Annotated in this window: 22 protein-coding genes and 1 pseudogene; 12 read left to right on the forward strand and 11 right to left on the reverse strand. The window is 38.7% G+C overall.

Features of this window, described 5'->3' with window-relative positions; genetic code table 11:
- Nucleotides 1–92 precede the first annotated feature (92 nt).
- The 9 genes from htpG to HQN86_RS18625 all read left to right on the forward strand — a co-directional run bounded on the left by htpG (nucleotide 93) and on the right by HQN86_RS18625 (nucleotide 8,260).
- Entirely contained in the window at nucleotides 93–1,982 is a 1,890-nt protein-coding gene (gene htpG, locus HQN86_RS18585; RefSeq protein WP_216854444.1) for a molecular chaperone HtpG, read from the forward strand.
- Nucleotides 1,983–2,161: 179 nt separating this feature from the next.
- Nucleotides 2,162–2,866, forward strand: coding sequence for a DUF4397 domain-containing protein (locus HQN86_RS18590; RefSeq protein ID WP_172662377.1), 705 nt, complete (start codon nucleotides 2,162–2,164; stop codon nucleotides 2,864–2,866).
- 149 nt (nucleotides 2,867–3,015) lie between these two features.
- Nucleotides 3,016–3,552, forward strand: coding sequence for an RNA polymerase sigma factor (locus tag HQN86_RS18595; RefSeq protein WP_235207316.1), 537 nt, complete (start codon nucleotides 3,016–3,018; stop codon nucleotides 3,550–3,552).
- Nucleotides 3,539–4,789, forward strand: a complete 1,251-nt coding sequence (locus tag HQN86_RS18600) for a porin family protein (protein WP_172662378.1) — start codon at nucleotides 3,539–3,541, stop codon at nucleotides 4,787–4,789. Before HQN86_RS18595 ends, HQN86_RS18600 begins: the two co-directional genes overlap by 14 nt.
- A gap of 33 nt (nucleotides 4,790–4,822) precedes the next feature.
- The gene (locus HQN86_RS18605) at nucleotides 4,823–5,410 is read left to right on the forward strand and encodes a TlpA family protein disulfide reductase (RefSeq protein ID WP_172662379.1); all 588 of its coding nucleotides are present in this window, start codon (nucleotides 4,823–4,825) and stop codon (nucleotides 5,408–5,410) included.
- A gap of 96 nt (nucleotides 5,411–5,506) precedes the next feature.
- Complete coding sequence (locus tag HQN86_RS18610) at nucleotides 5,507–5,869, forward strand: hypothetical protein (RefSeq protein WP_172662380.1); 363 nt, start codon at nucleotides 5,507–5,509, stop codon at nucleotides 5,867–5,869.
- Nucleotides 5,870–5,908: 39 nt separating this feature from the next.
- A complete protein-coding gene (locus HQN86_RS18615; protein WP_172662381.1) occupies nucleotides 5,909–6,502 on the forward strand; it encodes a penicillin-binding protein activator LpoB in 594 nt (197 codons plus the stop codon).
- Nucleotides 6,503–6,531: 29 nt separating this feature from the next.
- Nucleotides 6,532–7,965, forward strand: a complete 1,434-nt coding sequence (locus HQN86_RS18620) for a COG3014 family protein (RefSeq protein WP_172662382.1) — start codon at nucleotides 6,532–6,534, stop codon at nucleotides 7,963–7,965.
- A gap of 31 nt (nucleotides 7,966–7,996) precedes the next feature.
- Entirely contained in the window at nucleotides 7,997–8,260 is a 264-nt protein-coding gene (locus tag HQN86_RS18625; protein ID WP_172662383.1) for a hypothetical protein, read from the forward strand.
- On the opposite strand, the pseudogene HQN86_RS18630 reads toward HQN86_RS18625, so the two are convergent.
- The 10 genes and pseudogenes from HQN86_RS18630 to ruvX all read right to left on the reverse strand — a co-directional run.
- Nucleotides 8,257–8,454: pseudogene (locus HQN86_RS18630) on the reverse strand (magnesium chelatase subunit ChlI family protein); the annotation flags it as partial. The gene HQN86_RS18625 and the pseudogene HQN86_RS18630 overlap by 4 nt on opposite strands.
- 53 nt (nucleotides 8,455–8,507) lie before the next feature.
- Complete coding sequence (locus HQN86_RS18635; protein WP_172662384.1) at nucleotides 8,508–8,696, reverse strand: hypothetical protein; 189 nt, start codon at nucleotides 8,694–8,696, stop codon at nucleotides 8,508–8,510.
- Between the two features lie 79 nt (nucleotides 8,697–8,775).
- The gene (gene ffh, locus HQN86_RS18640) at nucleotides 8,776–10,116 is read right to left on the reverse strand and encodes a signal recognition particle protein (RefSeq protein WP_172662385.1); all 1,341 of its coding nucleotides are present in this window, start codon (nucleotides 10,114–10,116) and stop codon (nucleotides 8,776–8,778) included.
- 95 nt (nucleotides 10,117–10,211) lie between these two features.
- Nucleotides 10,212–11,210 (reverse strand): DUF3078 domain-containing protein, encoded by a 999-nt coding sequence (locus HQN86_RS18645; protein WP_172662386.1) that lies wholly within the window; start codon nucleotides 11,208–11,210, stop codon nucleotides 10,212–10,214.
- Nucleotides 11,211–11,282: 72 nt separating this feature from the next.
- The gene (locus HQN86_RS18650) at nucleotides 11,283–11,573 is read right to left on the reverse strand and encodes a hypothetical protein (protein WP_172662387.1); all 291 of its coding nucleotides are present in this window, start codon (nucleotides 11,571–11,573) and stop codon (nucleotides 11,283–11,285) included.
- 41 nt (nucleotides 11,574–11,614) lie between these two features.
- Nucleotides 11,615–12,367 (reverse strand): hypothetical protein, encoded by a 753-nt coding sequence (locus HQN86_RS18655; protein WP_172662388.1) that lies wholly within the window; start codon nucleotides 12,365–12,367, stop codon nucleotides 11,615–11,617.
- 50 nt (nucleotides 12,368–12,417) lie between these two features.
- Nucleotides 12,418–13,323, reverse strand: a complete 906-nt coding sequence (locus tag HQN86_RS18660) for a glucosaminidase domain-containing protein (RefSeq protein WP_172662389.1) — start codon at nucleotides 13,321–13,323, stop codon at nucleotides 12,418–12,420.
- A complete protein-coding gene (locus HQN86_RS18665) occupies nucleotides 13,323–14,003 on the reverse strand; it encodes a glucosaminidase domain-containing protein (RefSeq protein WP_172662390.1) in 681 nt (226 codons plus the stop codon). Before HQN86_RS18665 ends, HQN86_RS18660 begins: the two co-directional genes overlap by 1 nt.
- 3 nt (nucleotides 14,004–14,006) lie before the next feature.
- Nucleotides 14,007–14,642 carry an O-methyltransferase gene (locus tag HQN86_RS18670; RefSeq protein WP_172662391.1) on the reverse strand — a complete coding sequence of 212 codons (636 nt, stop codon included), beginning with the start codon at nucleotides 14,640–14,642 and terminating at the stop codon, nucleotides 14,007–14,009.
- Between the two features lie 20 nt (nucleotides 14,643–14,662).
- On the reverse strand, nucleotides 14,663–15,079 hold the full coding sequence (gene ruvX, locus HQN86_RS18675; RefSeq protein ID WP_172662392.1) for a Holliday junction resolvase RuvX: 417 nt from the start codon (nucleotides 15,077–15,079) through the stop codon (nucleotides 14,663–14,665).
- 220 nt (nucleotides 15,080–15,299) lie between these two features.
- Here ruvX and HQN86_RS18680 point away from each other — a divergent pair, with 220 nt between their 5' ends.
- Genes HQN86_RS18680 through HQN86_RS18690 form a run of 3 tightly spaced genes read left to right on the forward strand, consistent with a single transcriptional unit; the run spans nucleotide 15,300 to nucleotide 18,383 of the window.
- On the forward strand, nucleotides 15,300–16,448 hold the full coding sequence (locus HQN86_RS18680) for a DNA polymerase III subunit (protein WP_172662393.1): 1,149 nt from the start codon (nucleotides 15,300–15,302) through the stop codon (nucleotides 16,446–16,448).
- A gap of 2 nt (nucleotides 16,449–16,450) precedes the next feature.
- Entirely contained in the window at nucleotides 16,451–17,920 is a 1,470-nt protein-coding gene (ricT, locus tag HQN86_RS18685; protein WP_172662394.1) for a PSP1 domain-containing protein, read from the forward strand.
- A complete protein-coding gene (locus HQN86_RS18690; protein ID WP_172662395.1) occupies nucleotides 17,913–18,383 on the forward strand; it encodes a gliding motility lipoprotein GldH in 471 nt (156 codons plus the stop codon). The genes ricT and HQN86_RS18690 overlap by 8 nt, the downstream gene beginning before the upstream one ends.
- On the opposite strand, the gene HQN86_RS18695 is transcribed toward HQN86_RS18690, so the two are convergent.
- Entirely contained in the window at nucleotides 18,375–19,676 is a 1,302-nt protein-coding gene (locus HQN86_RS18695) for a UDP-N-acetylmuramoyl-tripeptide--D-alanyl-D-alanine ligase (RefSeq protein WP_172662396.1), read from the reverse strand. The genes HQN86_RS18690 and HQN86_RS18695 overlap by 9 nt on opposite strands.
- Nucleotides 19,677–19,734: the final 58 nt, after the last annotated feature.

Genomic DNA, 19,734 nt, shown 5'->3' on the forward strand with positions numbered 1-19,734 from the left:
GTGTAAATGTTACTTACTGTCAATTTGACAACAAAAAGTAATTTGGAACATCCATTGATAGTGAGCCTATGTACTTAAAAATGAGTTAACATATGAGCATAGAAGAAAAAGGAACGATATCCATTCACACGGAGAACATTTTCCCAATCATCAAGAAATTCCTGTATTCCGATAACGAGATCTTTTTAAGAGAACTTGTTTCAAATGCCGTTGATGCGGTACAAAAAATTAAACGCTTAGCAGCCCTTGGTCAGTATAGCGGAGAGCTGGGTAACCCTTTAGTAGAGGTTGCTGTTGACAAAGAAAAGAAGACCATTACCATTACCGATAATGGTTTGGGGATGACTGCCGAAGAGATCAAAAAATACATCAATCAGGTCGCGTTTTCGGGAGCAAGTGAGTTTGTAGAGAAATTTAAAGACGCCAAAGATGCTAATGAGATCATTGGTAAGTTTGGTTTAGGCTTTTATTCGGCCTTTATGGTATCTGATTTGGTAGAGATCCAAACACTTTCTTATCAGGAAGGCGCAGAGCCGGCAAGATGGGTTTGCGATGGCAGTACCGAGTTTGAAATTACTGCAGGCAGCAAAACAACACGCGGCACTGAAATTATCCTCCACATAAATGCAGAGTCTGAGGAGTTTTTAGACAATCACAAAATAGAAGAGATTCTTGATAAGTATGGTAAATTTTTACCTGTACCCATTAAGTTTGGAACAAAAACAGTTCAGGAGCCAGATGGTGAAGATGAAGAAGGAAAACCAAAAACTATAGGAGTTGAGGTTGATAATATTATCAATACAACTAATCCGATCTGGACTAAGGCACCTGCAGATTTGTCAGACCAAGACTATCTTGCATTTTACAAGCAATTATATCCATTCTCTGAAGATCCATTGTTCTGGATCCATTTGAATGTAGATTATCCTTTTAACTTAACCGGAGTATTGTACTTCCCTAAAGTGAAAAATGATTTTGATATGCAGCGCAATAAGATCAAGTTGTTTTCGCGCCAGGTATTTATTACCGATGAGGTAAAAGATATTGTGCCGGAGTTCTTGATGTTATTACATGGTGTTATTGACTCACCTGATATTCCTTTGAACGTTTCAAGAAGCTTTTTACAGGCAGATAGTAATGTTAAAAAAATCAACAGCTATATCACTAAAAAAGTTGCTGATAAACTTCAGGAGCTGTTTAACAAAGACCGTAAAGGATATGAAGAAAAGTGGGGAGATATTGGTCTGTTCGTAAAATACGGAATGGTAAGTGAAGAGAAATTTAATGACAAAGCAAAAGATTTTGCATTACTTACAAACACCAAGAACGAAAACTTTACGCTTGATGAATACCGTGAAAAAGTTAAAGATTTCCAAACTGATAAAAACGGACAGGTAGTTTATATCTACTCAAACGACCCTTCAAAACAAGATAGCTTTATTCAATCGGCCAACAAAAAGGATTACGATGTGTTGTTGATGAATTCTGCTATTGATAATCACTTTGTTAGTCACCTGGAGCAAAAGCTTGAAAAAACTGCTTTAAAGCGTGTAGATTCGAGCGTAGCTGATAAATTAATTGAAAAAGGCGATGCTATTGAGTCTGTGCTTACTGAGGAACAAAGTAAAACGGTGTCGAGCATTTTTGAAAAAGCAATAACGAAACCAGGCATGCACGTAGAGGTGGTGGGCTTAAATCCGGATGAATTACCTGTTACGGTAACTATGGATGAGTTTATGCGTCGTATGAAGGACATGGCACAAATGGGTGGCGGAATGGGCTTCTATGGCAATATGCCCGACAGTTATAAGGTTGCTATTAACGGAAACCATAAATTGATTGGAAAGATTCTTAAAACAGATAACGAGGAAGAACAGAGCCTGCTTGCTAAACAAGCGGTGGATTTAGCTTTGCTTGCTCAGGGAATGTTAACAGGAGCAGAATTAACAGCTTTTGTAAGCAGAAGCGTTGAGCTGATCTAGGCTTTTAAATCTATAATGTATTTATATCCCGCCATGAATTTTTCATAGCGGGATATTTATTTTTAAGGCTGGTGTAGCGTTTTGACGGTCAGAGTCGTTTTAGTGAAAAAAAGTGTTAATGGCCATTAACCATTTATTTTATTAATCGTAAAAAACAACCCTTAAAAAGATAGTACATTATGGAAATTTCAAACAAATTTAAAGCGATATCGAAAACACTTATTGCTGCGGTTACCATCTCAGCAGTATTGGTGTCTTGTTCAAAGGATAAGATAGACTATACACCACAACCGATATCTGCTATGGATGTTATCCATGCTTCTCCAACTACTGAAAAATTAGATTTTTATATTGGAGATACCAAGGTAAACAACGATGATTTTGCTTACACCAACAGAATTGACTATAAGCAAATTTATTCAGGAGAGAGAGACGTAAAAATCACCAAAAAAGGATCTTCTACCAGCGTTTTAACAGAAAAATTAAAATTAGCCGATCAAAAGGCATATTCACTTTTCATTATCGATTCATTTGATAAAGTAAAGTTCTTGTTGGTTAAAGATTCTGTTACCATGCCAGGTGCCGGTAAAGCGAAACTTCGTTTCATAAACCTTAGCCCTGACGCTCCTGCATTAAGTTTATCGATAGTTGGAAAAGATGTGCCAGTAGCTACTAATAAACAATTTAAAGAATATAGTAACTTTGAAAGTGTTGATGCTGGTGATAAAGTATCATTCAAAGTTAAAGACGCTGCCGGTGCTGATGTTGCAACGTTGGCTGATCAAAAAATTGAGAACGGAAAAGTTTATACCATTTGGGTAAAAGGACTTAAGGCAGCTACAACAGAAGAAATGAAGGTTGGAGCAGCTATTTTTACTCACTAACAATAAGATTTAATAAGCCGGCCTGCAATTTAAGTCGGCTTAAATTAAATTTATTTGGTTTGCTGTACGCTATATGATATGATTATAAGAAGAATTCTTAATTGTGCTGAAGAAGAATGCTCGGGCTTGAGGATATTATAGCGGGGTGTTTGAAGAATGACAACAAGAGTAAAGAGATGATCTATAAATCATTCTATGGCTATTTAATGGGCGTTGTTTTGCGTTATGTTAACGATAGAAATGACTCGGAAGAGCTTGTAAATGACAGTTTTATAAAGATTTTTAAAGGAATAACGCAATTTAGTTTTCCAAAAGATAACACCGAATTACAAAAGGCCTTTAAGGGCTGGATAGCAAGAATTTCATCAAGAACAGCAATAGATTTTTTAAGAACAAAAAGGACATACTTGTATGTTGATGATATTAGTGAGGATCAGCAACCGCTTACACAAGTCAATGCTGTGTCGCAATTAAATGTGCAAGACATTTTAAAGCTGCTTAATCAATTGCCGGAAACACACCGGCTTATTTTTAATATGTATGAAATTGAAGGTTTTTCGCACGATGAGATATCGAAAATGTTGAACATTCCAGAGAGCTCAAGCAGGGTATACCTTACACGAGCCAAGAATAAGTTGAGGGACCTGTATTCTAAAACATTAATTAATTCATATGCAACCAATTGAACATATGAAAGGATCTGAAGATGAGTTAATAGCTCATATAAAGGAAAGTCTGACAGGGCATGAGGAGGAGTATGTTCCGGGCTCATGGGAAAACTTCAATCAAATTGAAGGGAAAAGGAATGCAAAAGTATTATGGTTGTGGCGCTTAAGCAGCGCGGCGGCAGTAATACTTATTGCCGGTGCAGCAATTATACTTTTCACCAACAAAACAACAGATGTATTGCCTGTACAAAACGTACAACATAAGCAAAAGGAAACACCTGCCCCTTCTGTAAAAATTGAAGAGAACATTGTACAAGAAGCAGATTTGCCGATAGTGGAGAAGGAACATGAGCAATTAGCTGCGGTAAGAGAAAGCAATAATATATCTGTTTATACCGCTGCTCAAGAACCTTTAAATACCCTTTCGGCCTCCTCTACAGAAGCAATTGCTGAAAAATCCAATCCCGTTGTTGTGCCTTCGGTTCGCGTTCCAGATACTAAGCAAGAGATTGTTAAAACAGAAACGAAACCAATAGCAACGGAAAATAAAACCACTCTTTTCCAGGAGTTTCTAAACAATGAAACCAAAAAGAATCAGGGAGAAGTGCTGGCAAAATCATCGGCTCCCCGAAAAGAAGACAAATGGGAAATGGGACTTGTTGTTTCGCCATCATTTGGAAATACAAAAAAACTCAACATGGGTTATGGGGTAAGTATGGGATATGCTTTATCAGACAAAATCTCCTTAAACTCCGGCGTATCATATAGCGAAATGGCCGCATCAAGAAGCCTGCCTGCTCCTGTAAGTACCGCTATTGCTGGCGAAAGTAAAAATTTAGAATCAATAGAGGCTAAGGTAACCGGTATAGATATTCCGCTTGAACTGAAGTACCGTTTAAGTAAAAACCTGTATGCCAATGTTGGAGTATCTGCATTTGCCGTAATTAATCAGAAACAGAGCAACAGTTACATTCAGGAAAAATTGGTAGAGCGTGCTGTAAGTTCTGGTGGTGATGGATTGGCGGAGCTTAAGACATTTGCCGTAAATGAAAGGGTAGTAGAACCAGCACAGGATTCTGAAATTAAAGATGGAAGGTATATCGGATTCTATAATTTTTCATTTGGCTATAAACAAAAGATATCTAAAAATAAAGCCGTATCAATAGAACCTTTTATGAAAGTTCCAATGAAAGAGGTTTCTAAAGAGAATTTGCGATTAATAGGCACAGGCGTAAGACTTAAGCTGGATTTTTAGCGTTTATTTTTAAACGCGTAACTTTGCCTGGCTATGAAAGAGATGATGACGAAGAAAAATATTGTTAATGCGGTCTTTATAGCATTGTTTCTGGTGATTTTATTTGTTCCTTCGGCCAAGGCATTTCTAATGCAGGGCTTAATGGAAATCGGGTTGTTCAAACCTAAAACAGCACCAATAGCAAAGGGAACACCTCCGGCAGATTTGTCGGGAATTAAGTTCGAAGACAAGACCGGGAAGGTTACAGACCTCGGCTCATTAAAGGGCAAAGTAATTTTTATTAATTTCTGGGCTACCTGGTGCCCTCCGTGCCTGGCAGAAATGCCATCTATCAACAAGCTTTATGAACAATACAAGAATGATAAGGATGTTGTATTTATAATGGTAGATGCTGACAGCGACTTAGCTAAAGCTCAACAGTATATGGACAAGAGAAGTTATCAAATGCCGGTTTATTCTGTAGCAAGCAATATTCCGGAAAATCTTTTTAAAGGAGCATTGCCTACAACAATTGTTTTTGATAAGCAAGGTAGGCTATCTTATAATGAGTCTGGGGCAGCCAACTATTCAAGTTCAAAATTCATTGAATTCATTGAACAATTAAAGGGCCTTAAGATTTAACATTTTTTAACTCGATTATTGACATTTGGATTGTAAAACTATAAACAAATCAATAAAAATATTAAGTAATTTTGCTTTTAGTTAAACCTTTATATTATGAAAAGGACTTTGATGATTATTGCAGGCTTAATAGCCGGAGTTACATATAGCTATGGACAACAAGCCAGCCTGGTTCAGGATCAAAACCCCAGATACGAAGTGGCAAGAGCTAAATACATGAACATGTCCGACTCTTTAACCAGAGATCAGGGAACTACTGTTCAAAATACCTATAAAGCATACGATTGGTACGAAGCAAGAGAAGAACGTCGTAAACTTCGTCGTGAGCGCAATTACGAGAGCAGCTTATACAGCTATCCCTATTATGGGAACTCTTATTACTACCCATCGTTAAATTTCGGATGGGGCCGCCGTTATAACAGCCATTGGGGCTATTACGGAACGGGCTGGGGATGGTAACTAAAAATACAACATTTACATACAATCATATTTAATAAAATGCAGTTAAAAAAAATATTAACCCTTGCTGCCATTGCAGTTTCTGGTATAATGATCTCTTCATGCTCCAGACAAGTAACAAGAATTAACACTACAGATACTGTTGATGTTAGCGGAAACTGGAACAATACAGATTCGAGAATGGTTGCTCAGGAAATGACCCAAAGTGTTTTGGGAGCCAAATGGCTGTCTACACATCTTGAAGCTAAAGCAGGTAAAAAACCTGTAGTGGTTGTTGGTCTTGTTCAAAACAAAAGTCATGAACATATAGACGCAGAAACATTTGTGAAAGATGTTGAACAGGCATTTGTTCAAAGTGAGCGTGTTCGTTTAGTGCAAGGGGGTAAGAAAAGAGAAGAGCTGCGTGCAGAGAAAGCCGACCAACAAGATAATGCTTCTGTTTCTACCATGAAGAAATTCGGATTGGAAAATGGCGCCGACTATATTTTGCAAGGGTCAATCAATTCTATTGTGGATTCACATAAACGCAAAAAAGTAGTTTATTATCAGGTAAACCTGGAGCTTACAGACATACAGACCAATGAGGTTGTATGGATAGGCGACAAGAAAATTGCTAAATACGTTAAGAACTAGCAGGATGCTGATCCGGCTAAAATAACAGTATGACAAATAATAGTAAGAATAAGCTTAAGGCATCAGTTCTTTTAGGATTGATGCTTTTTCTTTTTAGCTGTGCCTCTTATAATGAGAAAATCGCAGGTTATTATAAACAAATCGCGACTGGAAATTACAATGAGGCAGTTAAGGAGCTTGATAAGAACCGCTTACTTCAGAAACCGCGGAATAAGCTGCTGTTTTTAATGGAGAAAGGGAAATCGAGCCACTTGATTGGTGATTATGAAAATAGCAACCGTTACTTTAATGAGGCCGACCAGCTATTGGAAAATGGAATTGGCGGTGCTATGGATGCGGTGGTGGGTACTCTTGTAAATCCCATGACACAGGCTTATAAAGGAGAAGACTTTGAAAAGTTTATGATCCATTATTATAAAGCGCTTAATTACCTGTATCTGCATAAAACCGAAGACGCCATAGTTGAGGCCCGAAGAATTACTTTGCAATCGCAGGAACAAGGCGACAAGTTTAATGATAAAGAGAGCAGGTATTCTAAGGACGCATTTTCATTAATGCTTCAAGGCCTTATTTATGAAAGCGATGGAGACGTTAACAATGCTTTTATAGCCTACCGAAATGCTGCGGAGGTTTATTTGAAAAGCCCCGACAAAACGTATTACGGCACAACCCTGCCTAAAGAGCTTCAGTTGGATGTACTTAGAATGGCGGATGCAAATGGTTTTAAGGCTGAATTAATCCGGTTTGAGGAACTGTTTAACTTAAAATATCAACCAGAGCCATCATCAGAAGGAGGAACGCTTATTCTCTTTTGGGAAAATGGATTGGCACCTGTTAAGCAACAGGAAGAGTTTATTTTTTCCCTTATCAGAGGATCTAATGGAGATTTGGTATTTACCAATGTAGCAGGCACCTTGTTTATTCCCTATAATACGGCCTATGGAAGTGGTGACATTAATTTAAACTCAGTTAATAGCCTTAGGGCTACATATCCTAAATACGTTGCTCAGCAGCCTTATTTTACAAGCGCGACTATTACTGACGGGCAGTCGACCATAAACTTTGAAAAGGCAGAAGATATTAATCAGCTTGCGGTTAAAACACTTGATCAACGTTTTGCAAAGGAGATGGGGAAAGTGCTTACCCGTTTGGCGGTAAAGAAAAGTGCAGAATATGTACTTAAAGCCAGTGCTAAGGGAAATGGAAAGGACGGCAAAGACAATTCTTTACTTGAGGGGTTGGGTTTTGGAATGCAGTTGTATAGTTTGCTTTCGGAGAAAGCAGATACCCGAAACTGGCAAACCTTGCCTAGTGAGATCAGATATGCAAGAATCCCTTTAAAAAAAGGAGATAATACCATTACGCTTGATTTAAAAGGGGCTAATGGCAATAATGAAACAAAAACAATTAACATAACCGGAACCGGAAAAATGCAGTTTTATAACTACTCAACCCTGCGTTAATAGTACATCCGGAAATAAAAAGAACAAAACTATGCAACAGCCCTTCGACATTAGCATTGGAGATGTAGATTATGCCGTATTTCCAGAAGGAAATGATACTTATGTGATCTTTAAAGACGGCAAAGAATACGTGCACATACAAAAAGACACCGACTTACAGTGGTTAAAGCTTGATCCGGAAACAGCTATTCCTGTTTTTGAAATAGATGAAGAAATCAACAACATCGGCAGAGAGATTATGGCTTACGTTCCTGAAGAGGAAGACGAAGAAGATCTGGAAGATGATCTTGATTAACCAGCCCAACGGTCGCGGTCAAGGCTTCGGTAATGTATTGCTTCTGCCAGGTGCTCTAATTCAACATCCTGGCATCCTGCCAGATCTGCAATAGTTCTGGACACTTTTAGGATACGATCATAAGCCCGGGCGGATAGCCCCAGCTTTTCCATTGCCTGCTTTATCAATACTTGTCCGGCATTATTTATCTTGCAATTGCTGCTTCCCTTGAATTATCCGAGGGCAGCAAGCCTTTAAATCCGATCTTTTACCTCGGCTTTTTAAACCAGCCGATTGAATAGCGCTTAGCGCTTTCAGCCCATCTTAAACTTTCTTTAATGGCATTGTCGGGCAAATCAACAATATGATGCCTGTTCCTGGCTTCGATACTTACTTCTATGGTAGTGGTTAAAGCATTAACCCCGAAAATAGCGCTTCCAAACGTCTTGGTGAGCATAATTTTGCATACAATATTGTACTGCTAAACGATACTGATTTAGACATTAAGTGGCTGAAATTTGTGAAATTTATTGAAATTACATTTTGCCCTGAGGCATCTTTGGCATATTCCTCATCATTTTTGCAGCTGCGGCCGGGTTAGAGAATTGCTTCATCACCTTACGCATATCTTCAAATTGTTTGATCAGTTTGGTTACCTCTTCGATTTTTGTTCCCGAACCTTTGGCAATACGTAAGCGTCTGCTTTGCTGAATGCTATCAGGGTTTTCGCGTTCGAATTTGGTCATCGACTGAATTACTGCCTCAACGCTTTTGAATGCATCATCTTCAATATCCACGTTCTTCATCATTTTGCCAACACCAGGTATCATGCCCATAAGGTCTTTCATGTTACCCATTTTTTTGATCTGCTGGATCTGATTGTAGAAGTCGTTAAAATCAAACTTGTTTTTACGGATTTTCTTTTGAAGTTCGGCAGCTTCTTTTTCGTCGAACTGCTGTTGTGCACGTTCAACAAGGGAAACTACGTCGCCCATGCCCAGGATCCTTGAGGCCATCCTTTCAGGATAGAATACATCAAGAGCTTCCATTTTCTCGCCTGTACCAATAAATTTGATCGGCTTGTTTACTACAGATTTAATTGATAGTGCAGCACCACCGCGGGTATCACCGTCTAATTTGGTTAATACAACTCCGGTAAAGTCTAATCTATCGTTAAATGCTTTTGCCGTGTTAACCGCATCCTGCCCGGTCATGGCATCAACAACAAACAGGATTTCGTGCGGTTTAGTACTGGCTTTTACGGCGGCGATCTCATCCATCATCTGCTCATCTATTGCTAAACGACCGGCCGTATCTATAATGATTACATTATTATTTTGTTTTTTACCTTCAGCAATACCTTCTAAGGCTATGCCAACGGGATCTTTAGAAGCAATGTTCGAATAAACAGGCACTCCAATCTGCTCACCTAAAATCTGCAACTGATCTACTGCAGCAGGGCGATATACGTCGCCAGCTACCAATAGTGGTTTCTTGCCTTTACTTTTAAGGAAGTTGGCTAATTTACCGGTAAATGTAGTTTTACCAGCACCGTTTAACCCGGCAATAAGTATAATAGTAGGATTGTTCTTTAAATCTAATTCCGTTACCTCGCCACCCATTAAAGCGGTAAGTTCATCGTTCATTACCTTAGTAAGTAACTGGCCTGGCGAAACGGCTGTAAGAACATTTAAGCCTAATGCTTTCTCTTTTACCTCATCGGTAAAGCTTTTAGCTGTTTTATAATTTACGTCGGCGTCTAATAAGGCTTTACGGATTTCTTTCATGGTCTCGGCCACGTTGATCTCTGTAATACTTCCTTGTCCTTTTAAAACCTTAAACGCACGGTCTAACTTATCCTGTAAATTTTCAAACATTTTCTTTAATGCTTAGTGTTCAATTTTTTGTGAATTGCAAAGTTATTAATTTTGCATGATACAGATAACAATATCGGTAATCTTTATGTAGAATATTAACGAGGGAAGGTAAATGCCACACCTAGCGCTAGCGCCTGACTCGCCTGAATCTCCGGATCGGAGTCTTTATCAAATAATCCTACGCCCGTAAGTGTCACATTCATTAATCTGTTTATCTGAGATCTTAACTCTACATCTAAACGATGATCAACGTGTACCAAGGGCCTGTCGTACGGAATAAACATTTGGTATCTGGCTTTCAGATTTACATTCTTAAATATTTGCTTGTCAAAATTACTTACGATCTGAAAAGCGAGCTCGTTCTTGAAGTTTTTGCCGCGTTCCACACCATAATTACCTCCATTATACTGTTGATTGACAGTTGTGTCCAGTTTAAATGTCTGTTTTGCAGTACCTGTACCAATCCTTGTTGAAAAATACCCAACAGGCTTATATTCGAAACCGATTGATTCGGTTAAATATCCTGGGGACATGAATTTAGAAACAAGAGAGGCTTGCTCTTCGTTGTTACCGTCTCTATAATAGGCATAACCTCTATCAAACTGCGACTCAAACGTAACCGACCCAAAGAAATACCAGCTTTTAGATAATCTTAAATCTGCTTTATTATCCCAGAAAATCCTATCCCTTGTTTTCTTTTGCAGCTGGTCTTTGTTTTTGACTTTACCATACTCAAGCATTACCTCACTTATATAACCGTAGCCTTCTTTTCTATATTCAGCACGATAGTTAACAAGCCCGCCAACGGCAAGAGAGTTTACTCCCCCGGCTTTCCAGTTGTTTGAAAAGCTACCCTGATTGACGTTAATCCCAACAGAGGTTCTTATCTTCCAATAGTTGATTTTTTCGGCAATCACTACCGGTGGAATTTTTACAGGTGTATAGTTCAGTATTCCTGTCCTTGATGGTAAAGGACTACGCTTTAGTTTTATCTCCAGGCCTTTGGTTTCAATAGGCACAGTATCAATCTCCTGAGCGATCAGGCTTGACGAGGTGATAAACAGTAACAAGAGGCAGATATTAAAACTCTTCATTACTACAAAGAAAAACAAAAATGTGACTTATTAAAAGTTTATTAATAAACTAATTGCAAAACTTACTCTTATCTATGGTTTTTTACTGACGAAACGAATCCACGCAAATGCTTTTCTATGAGATAAATACGATAGATCAGCATCAAAACAGTATGCTTCTTTTTCAAAAGGGATATTGAAATAAGCTAAATAATGATTTTTATATCTGATCAGATTGATCAGGTACATTAGTAAATACAAAAAATAAAAAGGAAGAATAAGCAACTCAAGCTGTTGTCTAAAATGTATCCGCTCATGATTAATTAATACCTTATCAACCTTTAGCGTCTTGTTTTTTAGAATGATGAAAGGGAAAATAGCCATTGCATTGGCCGGTAGTTTGGATAATATGAGAAAGAAGGGCCTCAAAACTCTTCTACTTTTATTTTAGGGAGTGGTTGTAATCTAAAAGCAGCCGGATTCCGCTTATAGCTGGCATAGCTGTTCCTTAAATATACAACAAAAGCATAATCTGAAGCGGTTAAAACGAATTGATAAGTAGGTCGGTATTGTTGCATAAAATCTTCCATTTCATAGTCGCCTAATTGCAGTACCTTCTTAACATAATCTGGCGTAAACCTATAATCTATAATCGCCTCATGGTAATCCCGCTCAAGTATTTTTTGAAGATGGCGGGCATTTTTACCATCTCTGCTGAGCAGATTGTAAATTGCATCAATACCCAAACCTGCGCCTCCCAATCCAAGATTAAGCAAATCTTTTGCTTTACCCTTGTCCAGCGCATACTTATACTCTTTTAATGTATTGGCGTGCGATTCTTTAGGAGTATATTTTCGGCCGGTAATAGATACCTCACGTAAGTTAATTCCTAGCGATTTCAATTGAAAGTACACTGCTTTCTGACCATTATGAATAAGCGTATCGACTGCATAACCTTGCAATACTGCATACAGCGTGTCGCCTACGGCAGCATTTATAGAAAACTCGCCCTTTGGGGTATTGTAAATCCCTTCGTCTTTGCTGGCGTTGTAGATGTATACTTTAGCCAGGCGAAGTTTGGAATCTTTGTCGACCACAAAGCCTTTTACCGTATTGGTTTGGGCAGTTGCAGTAAGCGCAATGCAATAAAGGAGTAATAACAGGCTAAAAAATCTCATTGAAGATACAAAACTACAAGATAACTATCTGCGCTTAATAAACATTAACATTATTTAACTAACACAAGCTTTTGCCCAATCTTAATGCCCGTGTCTGCAAGGTTGTTCAGTGCTTTTATATCATCCACTGAGATGTTAAAGCGTTTTGATATGTTGTAAAGGGTGTCTCCCTGTTTTACCGTGTAAGGATTCTCCAGGGTTGTTGAGCCAACAGGATCAGGAGTGTTAATTACTACAGCAGGGGTACCTATTTTTAATGTATCAGGAGTTTTAATTACTTGTTTTGAAGGAGGTGTAGCCACAGGGGTGAATTTTTTCTTTTCCTGAGGGATGTTCGCGTTGATTTCTGAGAAAACACGGTCTTCGCGTTTTAGTTTTTCATTCTCAGATTCTGGCAGATCATAAAAATATAACTGATACTTTTCGATAGTATTTATCAGCAGATCCGGATACTTAGGGTTTGTAGCATAGCCAGCTTGTTTTAAACCTACAGCCCAGTTTTTATAATCGTTTTTATCAAGCTCAAAAAGAGCACTGTAACGCTTTCTTCTTAAGAATTCAGAATGATCCCTGTAAGATTCTCTGGCATCTTTATAAACCCGAAAACAGTCATTAGCCTTATCGTCGTCTTTATAATATCCCTTTCCTTTCCATTCAGAAGTACATTTGATGCCAAAGTGGTTGTTCGCATATTTTGCTAAACTGCTATTCCCACTTCCCGATTCAATAATGCCCTGGGCAAGTGTAATACTTGCCGGAATGCCATATTTATTCATCTCTTCAATTGCTACGCCTTTAAATTCATCGATATACATTACTGTAGTACGCGATTTATATTCCGGGTTTGCTTTGTCTGCAGCTTTTTCGATTGCTTTATTGTTGCGACTGTACTTTTTTGTTTTACAGGCAGAAAAAAATAGCACTGCGGAGGCCAGGATGATTATTCTTTTGTTCATTATAGTCTAAGTTTTTGTCCGGGTTTAAGTGCAGCGCCTTTTAACCCATTTTTTTTCATTAGTGAGGCTGCGGTTGTTCCCCTCAATTTTGCTATTTTATTCAGGCTATCGCCTCTTTTAACCGTATATGTTGATCTTGAGGTTTTTGCTGATCTGGATCTGGTGGCAACGACAGGTGCAGGTTGTTCAACATAATCGTCGGGCCGTTCATCGTATTGAGAAAGGTCATTTTTTTTAATGATCCCAATGATCTGTGATGCCCATGTTCTGCTTCTGGCATAGCCACCACGCTGTATACCTCTGGCCCAGTTTCTGTAATCAAACTGGTCATATTTCTCGAAAAGTGAAGTAAAGGACGATCGGCTTTTTAAGAATTCCAGAAAGCTATCATAAGACTTCTGAACAGAAGGATAACCCTTATAGGATGAACGGATTTCGGTATTGCTGTTCGCGCCTTTGATCCCGAAATGATTGTTAAGGTATCGGGCAATTTTACTTGTACCAGATGCTGATTCGTGTATGGCAACAGCAAGAATAACACTGGCAGGTATTTTATGTTCCCGCATCAGTGTTTGAGCATATTCAGCATGCTCTGCAATATATTCTGCTGTGGTTTGGGCGCCTACACTAAATGTTATGGAGATAGCACTAAGCCAAACTAACAGTAATGATTTAAACATACCTTATTTTTTTCTGATGATAAATAACCCATCTCTAACAGGCAAAATGAGTTTTTCTACACGGTCATCTGCCGCAATTTTGTCATTAAATGTAGTGATATTTTTAGTGTCTTTATCCTGATTGGTGTTCAGTACTTTTCCACTCCATAGCACATTATCCACTATAATAAGCCCACCAGGCCTGATTCTGTTGAAAACAAGATCATAGTAAGTGCCATTGTTTTTCTTATCAGCATCAATAAACACAAGGTCGAAGGTTTCTTCCAATGAATTCACAGTTTGGGTTGCATCGCCAAGAATGTATTTTATTTTGTTGTTATAGTCAGATTGAGCAAAGTTATGGCGTACCATGTCTTCGAGCTCCTCATTTATATCCAGTGTATAAATAATCCCTGTCTCTGTTAATCCTTCAGCAAGGCAAAGGGTGGCATAGCCGGTAAAGGTGCCGATTTCTAAAATTCGGTTAGGGCTTACCATTTTACTTAAAAAGCTAAGCACCCGTCCCTGATAATGGCCTGAAAGCATGCGGGGCATCAGCACTTTTAAATTGGTCTCTCTGTCTATTTTTTGCAGCAACTCGCTTTCTGGCTCACAGTAATTAAGCAAAAGCTGTTGCATGTCATCGCTGATTAGGCTCATATAATTTTAATAAATGCAATCTATAAACGGTGCTGTTCCATAAAATATTGCAAAATAATAGTAGCCGAGATGGTATCTACGCGCTCTTTATTTTGCCGGTCTTGTTTTTTTAATCCGCTTTGCATAATTGTTTGATGGGCTAGTTTAGAAGTAAACCGTTCATCAATCCAATGTTGGGGGATATCAGGAAAGGTTCTTTTTAAGGTTCTGGCAAAGCCTTTTACATGCTGAGCAGACTCAGAAGGAGAACCATCCATTTGCTTTGGATCGCCAAAAACAAAGGCTTCTACCTGTTCTGTTAAAAGATATTTTTTCAGATATTCTATAGCGTCTTTGGGGTGTATGGTATCGAGCCCTGTTGCAATAATTTGCAGGGGGTCTGTAACGGCTAGTCCGATACGCTTGGTTCCATAATCAAATGCTAAAATTCTGGGCATGTGGGCAAAGATAATAAAATCCGGGAGGTACCTGAGCTTGGGCTAATGTAGGACAGATTGGGGCTAGATTCGGGATTGCTTCGGGAAACGGGTACTTTTACCCGAAGCAAACTCAAATCTGTCTCGAACTAGCGTCGAACCAGCAACATTGTATGCAGGTATTTTGTCAACTTTAATAGCTGTTATAGCCAAGTCTTAAAATTTTGCTATTTTGCACCAAATGCAGTTTAAGAATATCATAGGTCAGGAAGCTATAAAACAGCAGTTGATACAAACATTTGCTGAGAATAGGATAAGTCATGCGCAGTTGTTTCTTTCGTCAGAAGGAAGTGGTGCTTTGCCTTTGGCAATTGCCTATGCTCAATACATTAACTGTCTTGATAAACAGGCTAATGATAGCTGCGGCGAATGTTCTTCGTGCAGAAAATATGAAAGATATATTCACCCTGACTTACATTTTTCTTACCCGTTTTTTGCTTCTAAAGATGTAAGAACAGCAGTAGATGTTTTAGATGAATGGCGCAGTATGGTGCTTGCCGATCCTTATTTTGACATGGATATTTGGCGATCCAAATTAAGTGCGGAGAATAAACAGGCAAATATTAACATTGCCGAGTGTCATGATATCATCAAAAAATTAAGTTATAAAGCTTTTGAAGCTGAGACGAAAGTACTGATCATGTGGCTGCCCGAATATCTGGATAAAGAAGGAAACTCCTTATTAAAGATTATTGAAGAACCACCGCAAAATACCCTGTTTATTTTAGTTGCAAACAACCAGGAACAGATTCTTTCTACCCTGTTGTCGCGGACGCAGATTGTTAAAATTCCTAAACTGCCACATGCAACTGTTGAAAGTTATTTGATGGATGAATTTGGCTTGTCGGAAAATCAGGCTACAGAATATAGCTTTCTCGCAGATGGGAATTTGATTGAAGCCAAGCAATTGGTGGCCAATACGCAAAATGAAAATGCCGATAAATTTGCCGAATGGTTAAGGATGGGTTACGGCAACAGGGTTTTGGACTTAACCAATTTTGTAGATCAGATTGCGGGCTGGGGAAGAGAAAATCAAAAGAATTTTTTAAAGTACGGGATTAGCTTTTTAAGAGAATGCAGCCTGTTGTTAAGTGGTGCAGAAGAGCTGGTTAAGCTGCCCGGTTCAGCTATGGACACGGCTAAAAGGTTATCGACCCACGTACTTAATCTTAGTATGGCAGATGCCATTATTTCGGAATTGGAAAAGGCGCACTATCATATCGAGAGAAATGCAAATCCTAAAATTCTGTTTTTAGATGTATCTTTACAACTAGTAAAAATAATTAAGTTTAAAACGCTCCCGAAAGGGACTCAATATATATATAGTTAATTATGGGATGTGGAAGTTGTTCTACAGGTGGCGGATGTGCCCCCTCGGGTTGCAAAAGTAATGGCTCTTGCCTTACTGGAGGATGCGGAAAAATGGAAGTTTACGACTGGCTGTCTAATCTTGACATGCCTTCAAATTATATACCTTTTCAAGTAATAGAAGTTAAATTTAAGGGAGCCAGGAAAGAATTTTTCCTGAATAGCGAGAACATCTACCTAGAAATAGGTGAGTTAATTGCTGTTGAGGGCCCTACTGGTGGTTATGATATCGGCCATGTTTCCTTAACGGGAGAATTGGTACGCATGCAAATGAAACGCCGTAAAGCAACTATTGATCAGGTAACCAGAAAAGTTTACAGAAAAGCTACTGAAGCAGACGTTGAAAAATGGAAGATCGCTAAGGCTTTGGAATGGGAAACGATGCATAAAGCACGTACCCTTGCTTTAGATTTACGTCTATCTATGAAAATCAGCGATGTTGATTATCAGGGAGATAAAACTAAGGCTACGTTTTTTTATACCGCGGAGGGTCGTGTTGACTTTAGGGAGCTGATTAAAAAGATGGCCGAAACATTTAGAATCCGGATTGAAATGCGCCAGATTGGAATGCGTCAGGAAGCCGGAAGGTTAGGAGGAATTGGGTCTTGTGGTCGCGAACTTTGCTGTTCTACATGGCTAACCAATTTCAAAACGGTATCAACAGCTGCGGCCAGATATCAGAACCTTTCTTTAAATACTCTAAAGCTTGCAGGGCAATGTGGCAAGTTAAAATGCTGTTTAAATTATGAACTGGATACGTATTTAGATGCTTTAAAAGACATTCCTGATCGTATTGAAAGCCTGCAAACTGAAATTGGCGTTGCCCGTCACCAAAAAACTGACATCTTTAAAAAGATTATGTGGTTCAGTTATCCTAATACAGAGGACTGGATTCCACTAAAAGTTGACCGTGTAAAAGAAATCATGGCAATGAATAAACGTGGGCAAAAACCAATTAACCTTAAAGAAGAGGCCGTTGAATTAACTCCGGTTGCTGTTGTAGAGAAAATACCTGATTACGAAAATGTTGTTGGACAGGATAGTTTAACCCGTTTAGACGATAAGCCTAGAAATAAAGGCAACAAGAACAATAGAAATAATCCTAACAAGGCCAACGAAAATAGAAATAGCGGAAACAGACCTGAAAAGGGACCAAGACCTCCTCAAAATGCTAAACCTGCACAGGGGCCTAAGCCAGCTATACAAGGTGCCAGACCAGAGAAAGGGCCTAAGCCTGCACAGGGAGCAAAGCCGGTTCAGCATCCGAAACAAGGTCAACAGCCTAAACCAGTTAATAAGCCAATAGTTCAAGCTGCCGAAGGTACTATCAATGAACAACCTGGTGCGGCCACTGGTCAGCCATCGGCAAACAGGAATAGAAATAGAAACAATAACCGGAGGAAAAAACAAAAGGAAAAGCCTAAGGATGAATAATTTTAAAGTTTTACTGCTGTCCTCAGTTTTAATCGTTTTCTTTTTTAGCGGATGCGATACCAATACGCTCGTGGACAGCAACATGTCTATGCCTGCACGTAACTGGAGTTATCCAAATAAGGTTAAAACATTAGTTGAAATTACGGATAGCAGTAAGCCTTATAATATCTATTTTAAATTGCGCCTTACAGCCGATTACAGGTATTCAAATATTTTTGTTCTATTTCACATGAGTGGAGCAGGACAAAATAAGCATACCAGACGGTATGAATATAGGTTAGCGCAGCCCGATGGGCAGTGGAATGGTTCTGGTTCAGGTAATCTATTTACTTATACTTTGCCCTTGCTTACTAATTACAAGTTCCCTGCAGCAGGTAAATACCATATGGAAATTGAGCAGAATATGCGCGATAACCCACTTGCTGAGATCAGTGATGCAGGAATAAAGGTTGAACTAAAGTAAAGGAAGCAGTTGTTCTAGTGCCATGCCGCGTGATCCTTTTAGTAAAACAAGACTATTCTTTATGGGATTGTTTTTTAGAAATTCCTGAGCTTCAGCAGGTGTACTTAAGAAATTTCCTTTGTATTTTTCTTTTAATGCGTAAAAGTATTTTCCGATAAAAACAAGTGTTTCTACATTGAGCTGTTCGGCCTGTTTGGCAATAAGATCATGCTGCCCTGCAGATTCTGGACCAAGCTCAAACATATCTCCGATAATTACCGTTTTTTTGTCGGCAGTTAAAAGAGAAACGTTATTTAGGGCAGCGGTCATACTGCTCGGGTTTGCGTTATAAAAATCACAGATCACAGTATTGTTCTCCGTTTTTGTGATTTGTGAGCGATTGTTGTTAGGGTAGTATCCGGAAAGACCTTTGTTTATTGCTGAAGGAGTAACATCGAAAAATGCCCCAATGCATATGGCCGCCAATATGTTTTCGAAATTGTAAGAGCCTGTTAGATTAACAGATGTTTGGTAGCTGGCCCCTTTGTCTGACCATGAAATTTCAATTAATGGATCTGTTTTGATCAGCTTTCCCGATATTGTATCTGTTGATTCTGTGCCGTAATAGATAACCTTATCAAGATCAGCAGCAGTACTCATTTCCAACAGATAGTGGTTATTTCTATTTATAAACGCAAAACCATGATTGTTCTTTAAATATGCATAAAGTTCTGCTTTTCCTTTTTTAACACCTTCAAATCCTCCAAAGCCATCTAAGTGTGCCATGCCTACATTGGTAATTAAACCGTGAGTAGGCTGCGCTATAGTGCACAGAAACTCTATTTCTTTTTGGTGGTTGGCGCCCATTTCTATTACTGCAATCTCGGTGTCAGTTGTTAGTGATAAAATAGAAAGAGGTACACCAATGTGATTGTTTAAGTTTCCTTTGGTGGCAAAGGCATTATATTTTTCTGAAAGAACGGCCTTTATTAGTTCTTTGGTGGTTGTTTTGCCATTACTACCAGTTAAACCTATAACCGGTATATTTAACTGTGAGCGGTGATGTTTGGCAAGATCTTGCAATGTAGTCAGTACATCGGGCACTAAAATGCATTGCTTGCTGGTTTTGTATGAAAGGTTATCTATTATGGCATAGGCAGCACCGTTTGTAAGTGCTTTCTCTGCAAAAGTATTTGCATCAAAATTATCACCCTTTAGGGCAAAAAACAAGCAATCGGGAGTTATATTCCTTGTGTCGGTACATATAACAGGGCGCTTTAGATAATGCTGATAAAGGGATTCGATGGCAGTCATAGATAAAATGAATAATTAATATGGTAAAATTAGTATTTTGGAGTCTTAATTCATCAAT

Source organism: Pedobacter panaciterrae (assembly GCF_013204795.1).
Lineage (GTDB): Bacteria > Bacteroidota > Bacteroidia > Sphingobacteriales > Sphingobacteriaceae > Pedobacter > Pedobacter panaciterrae.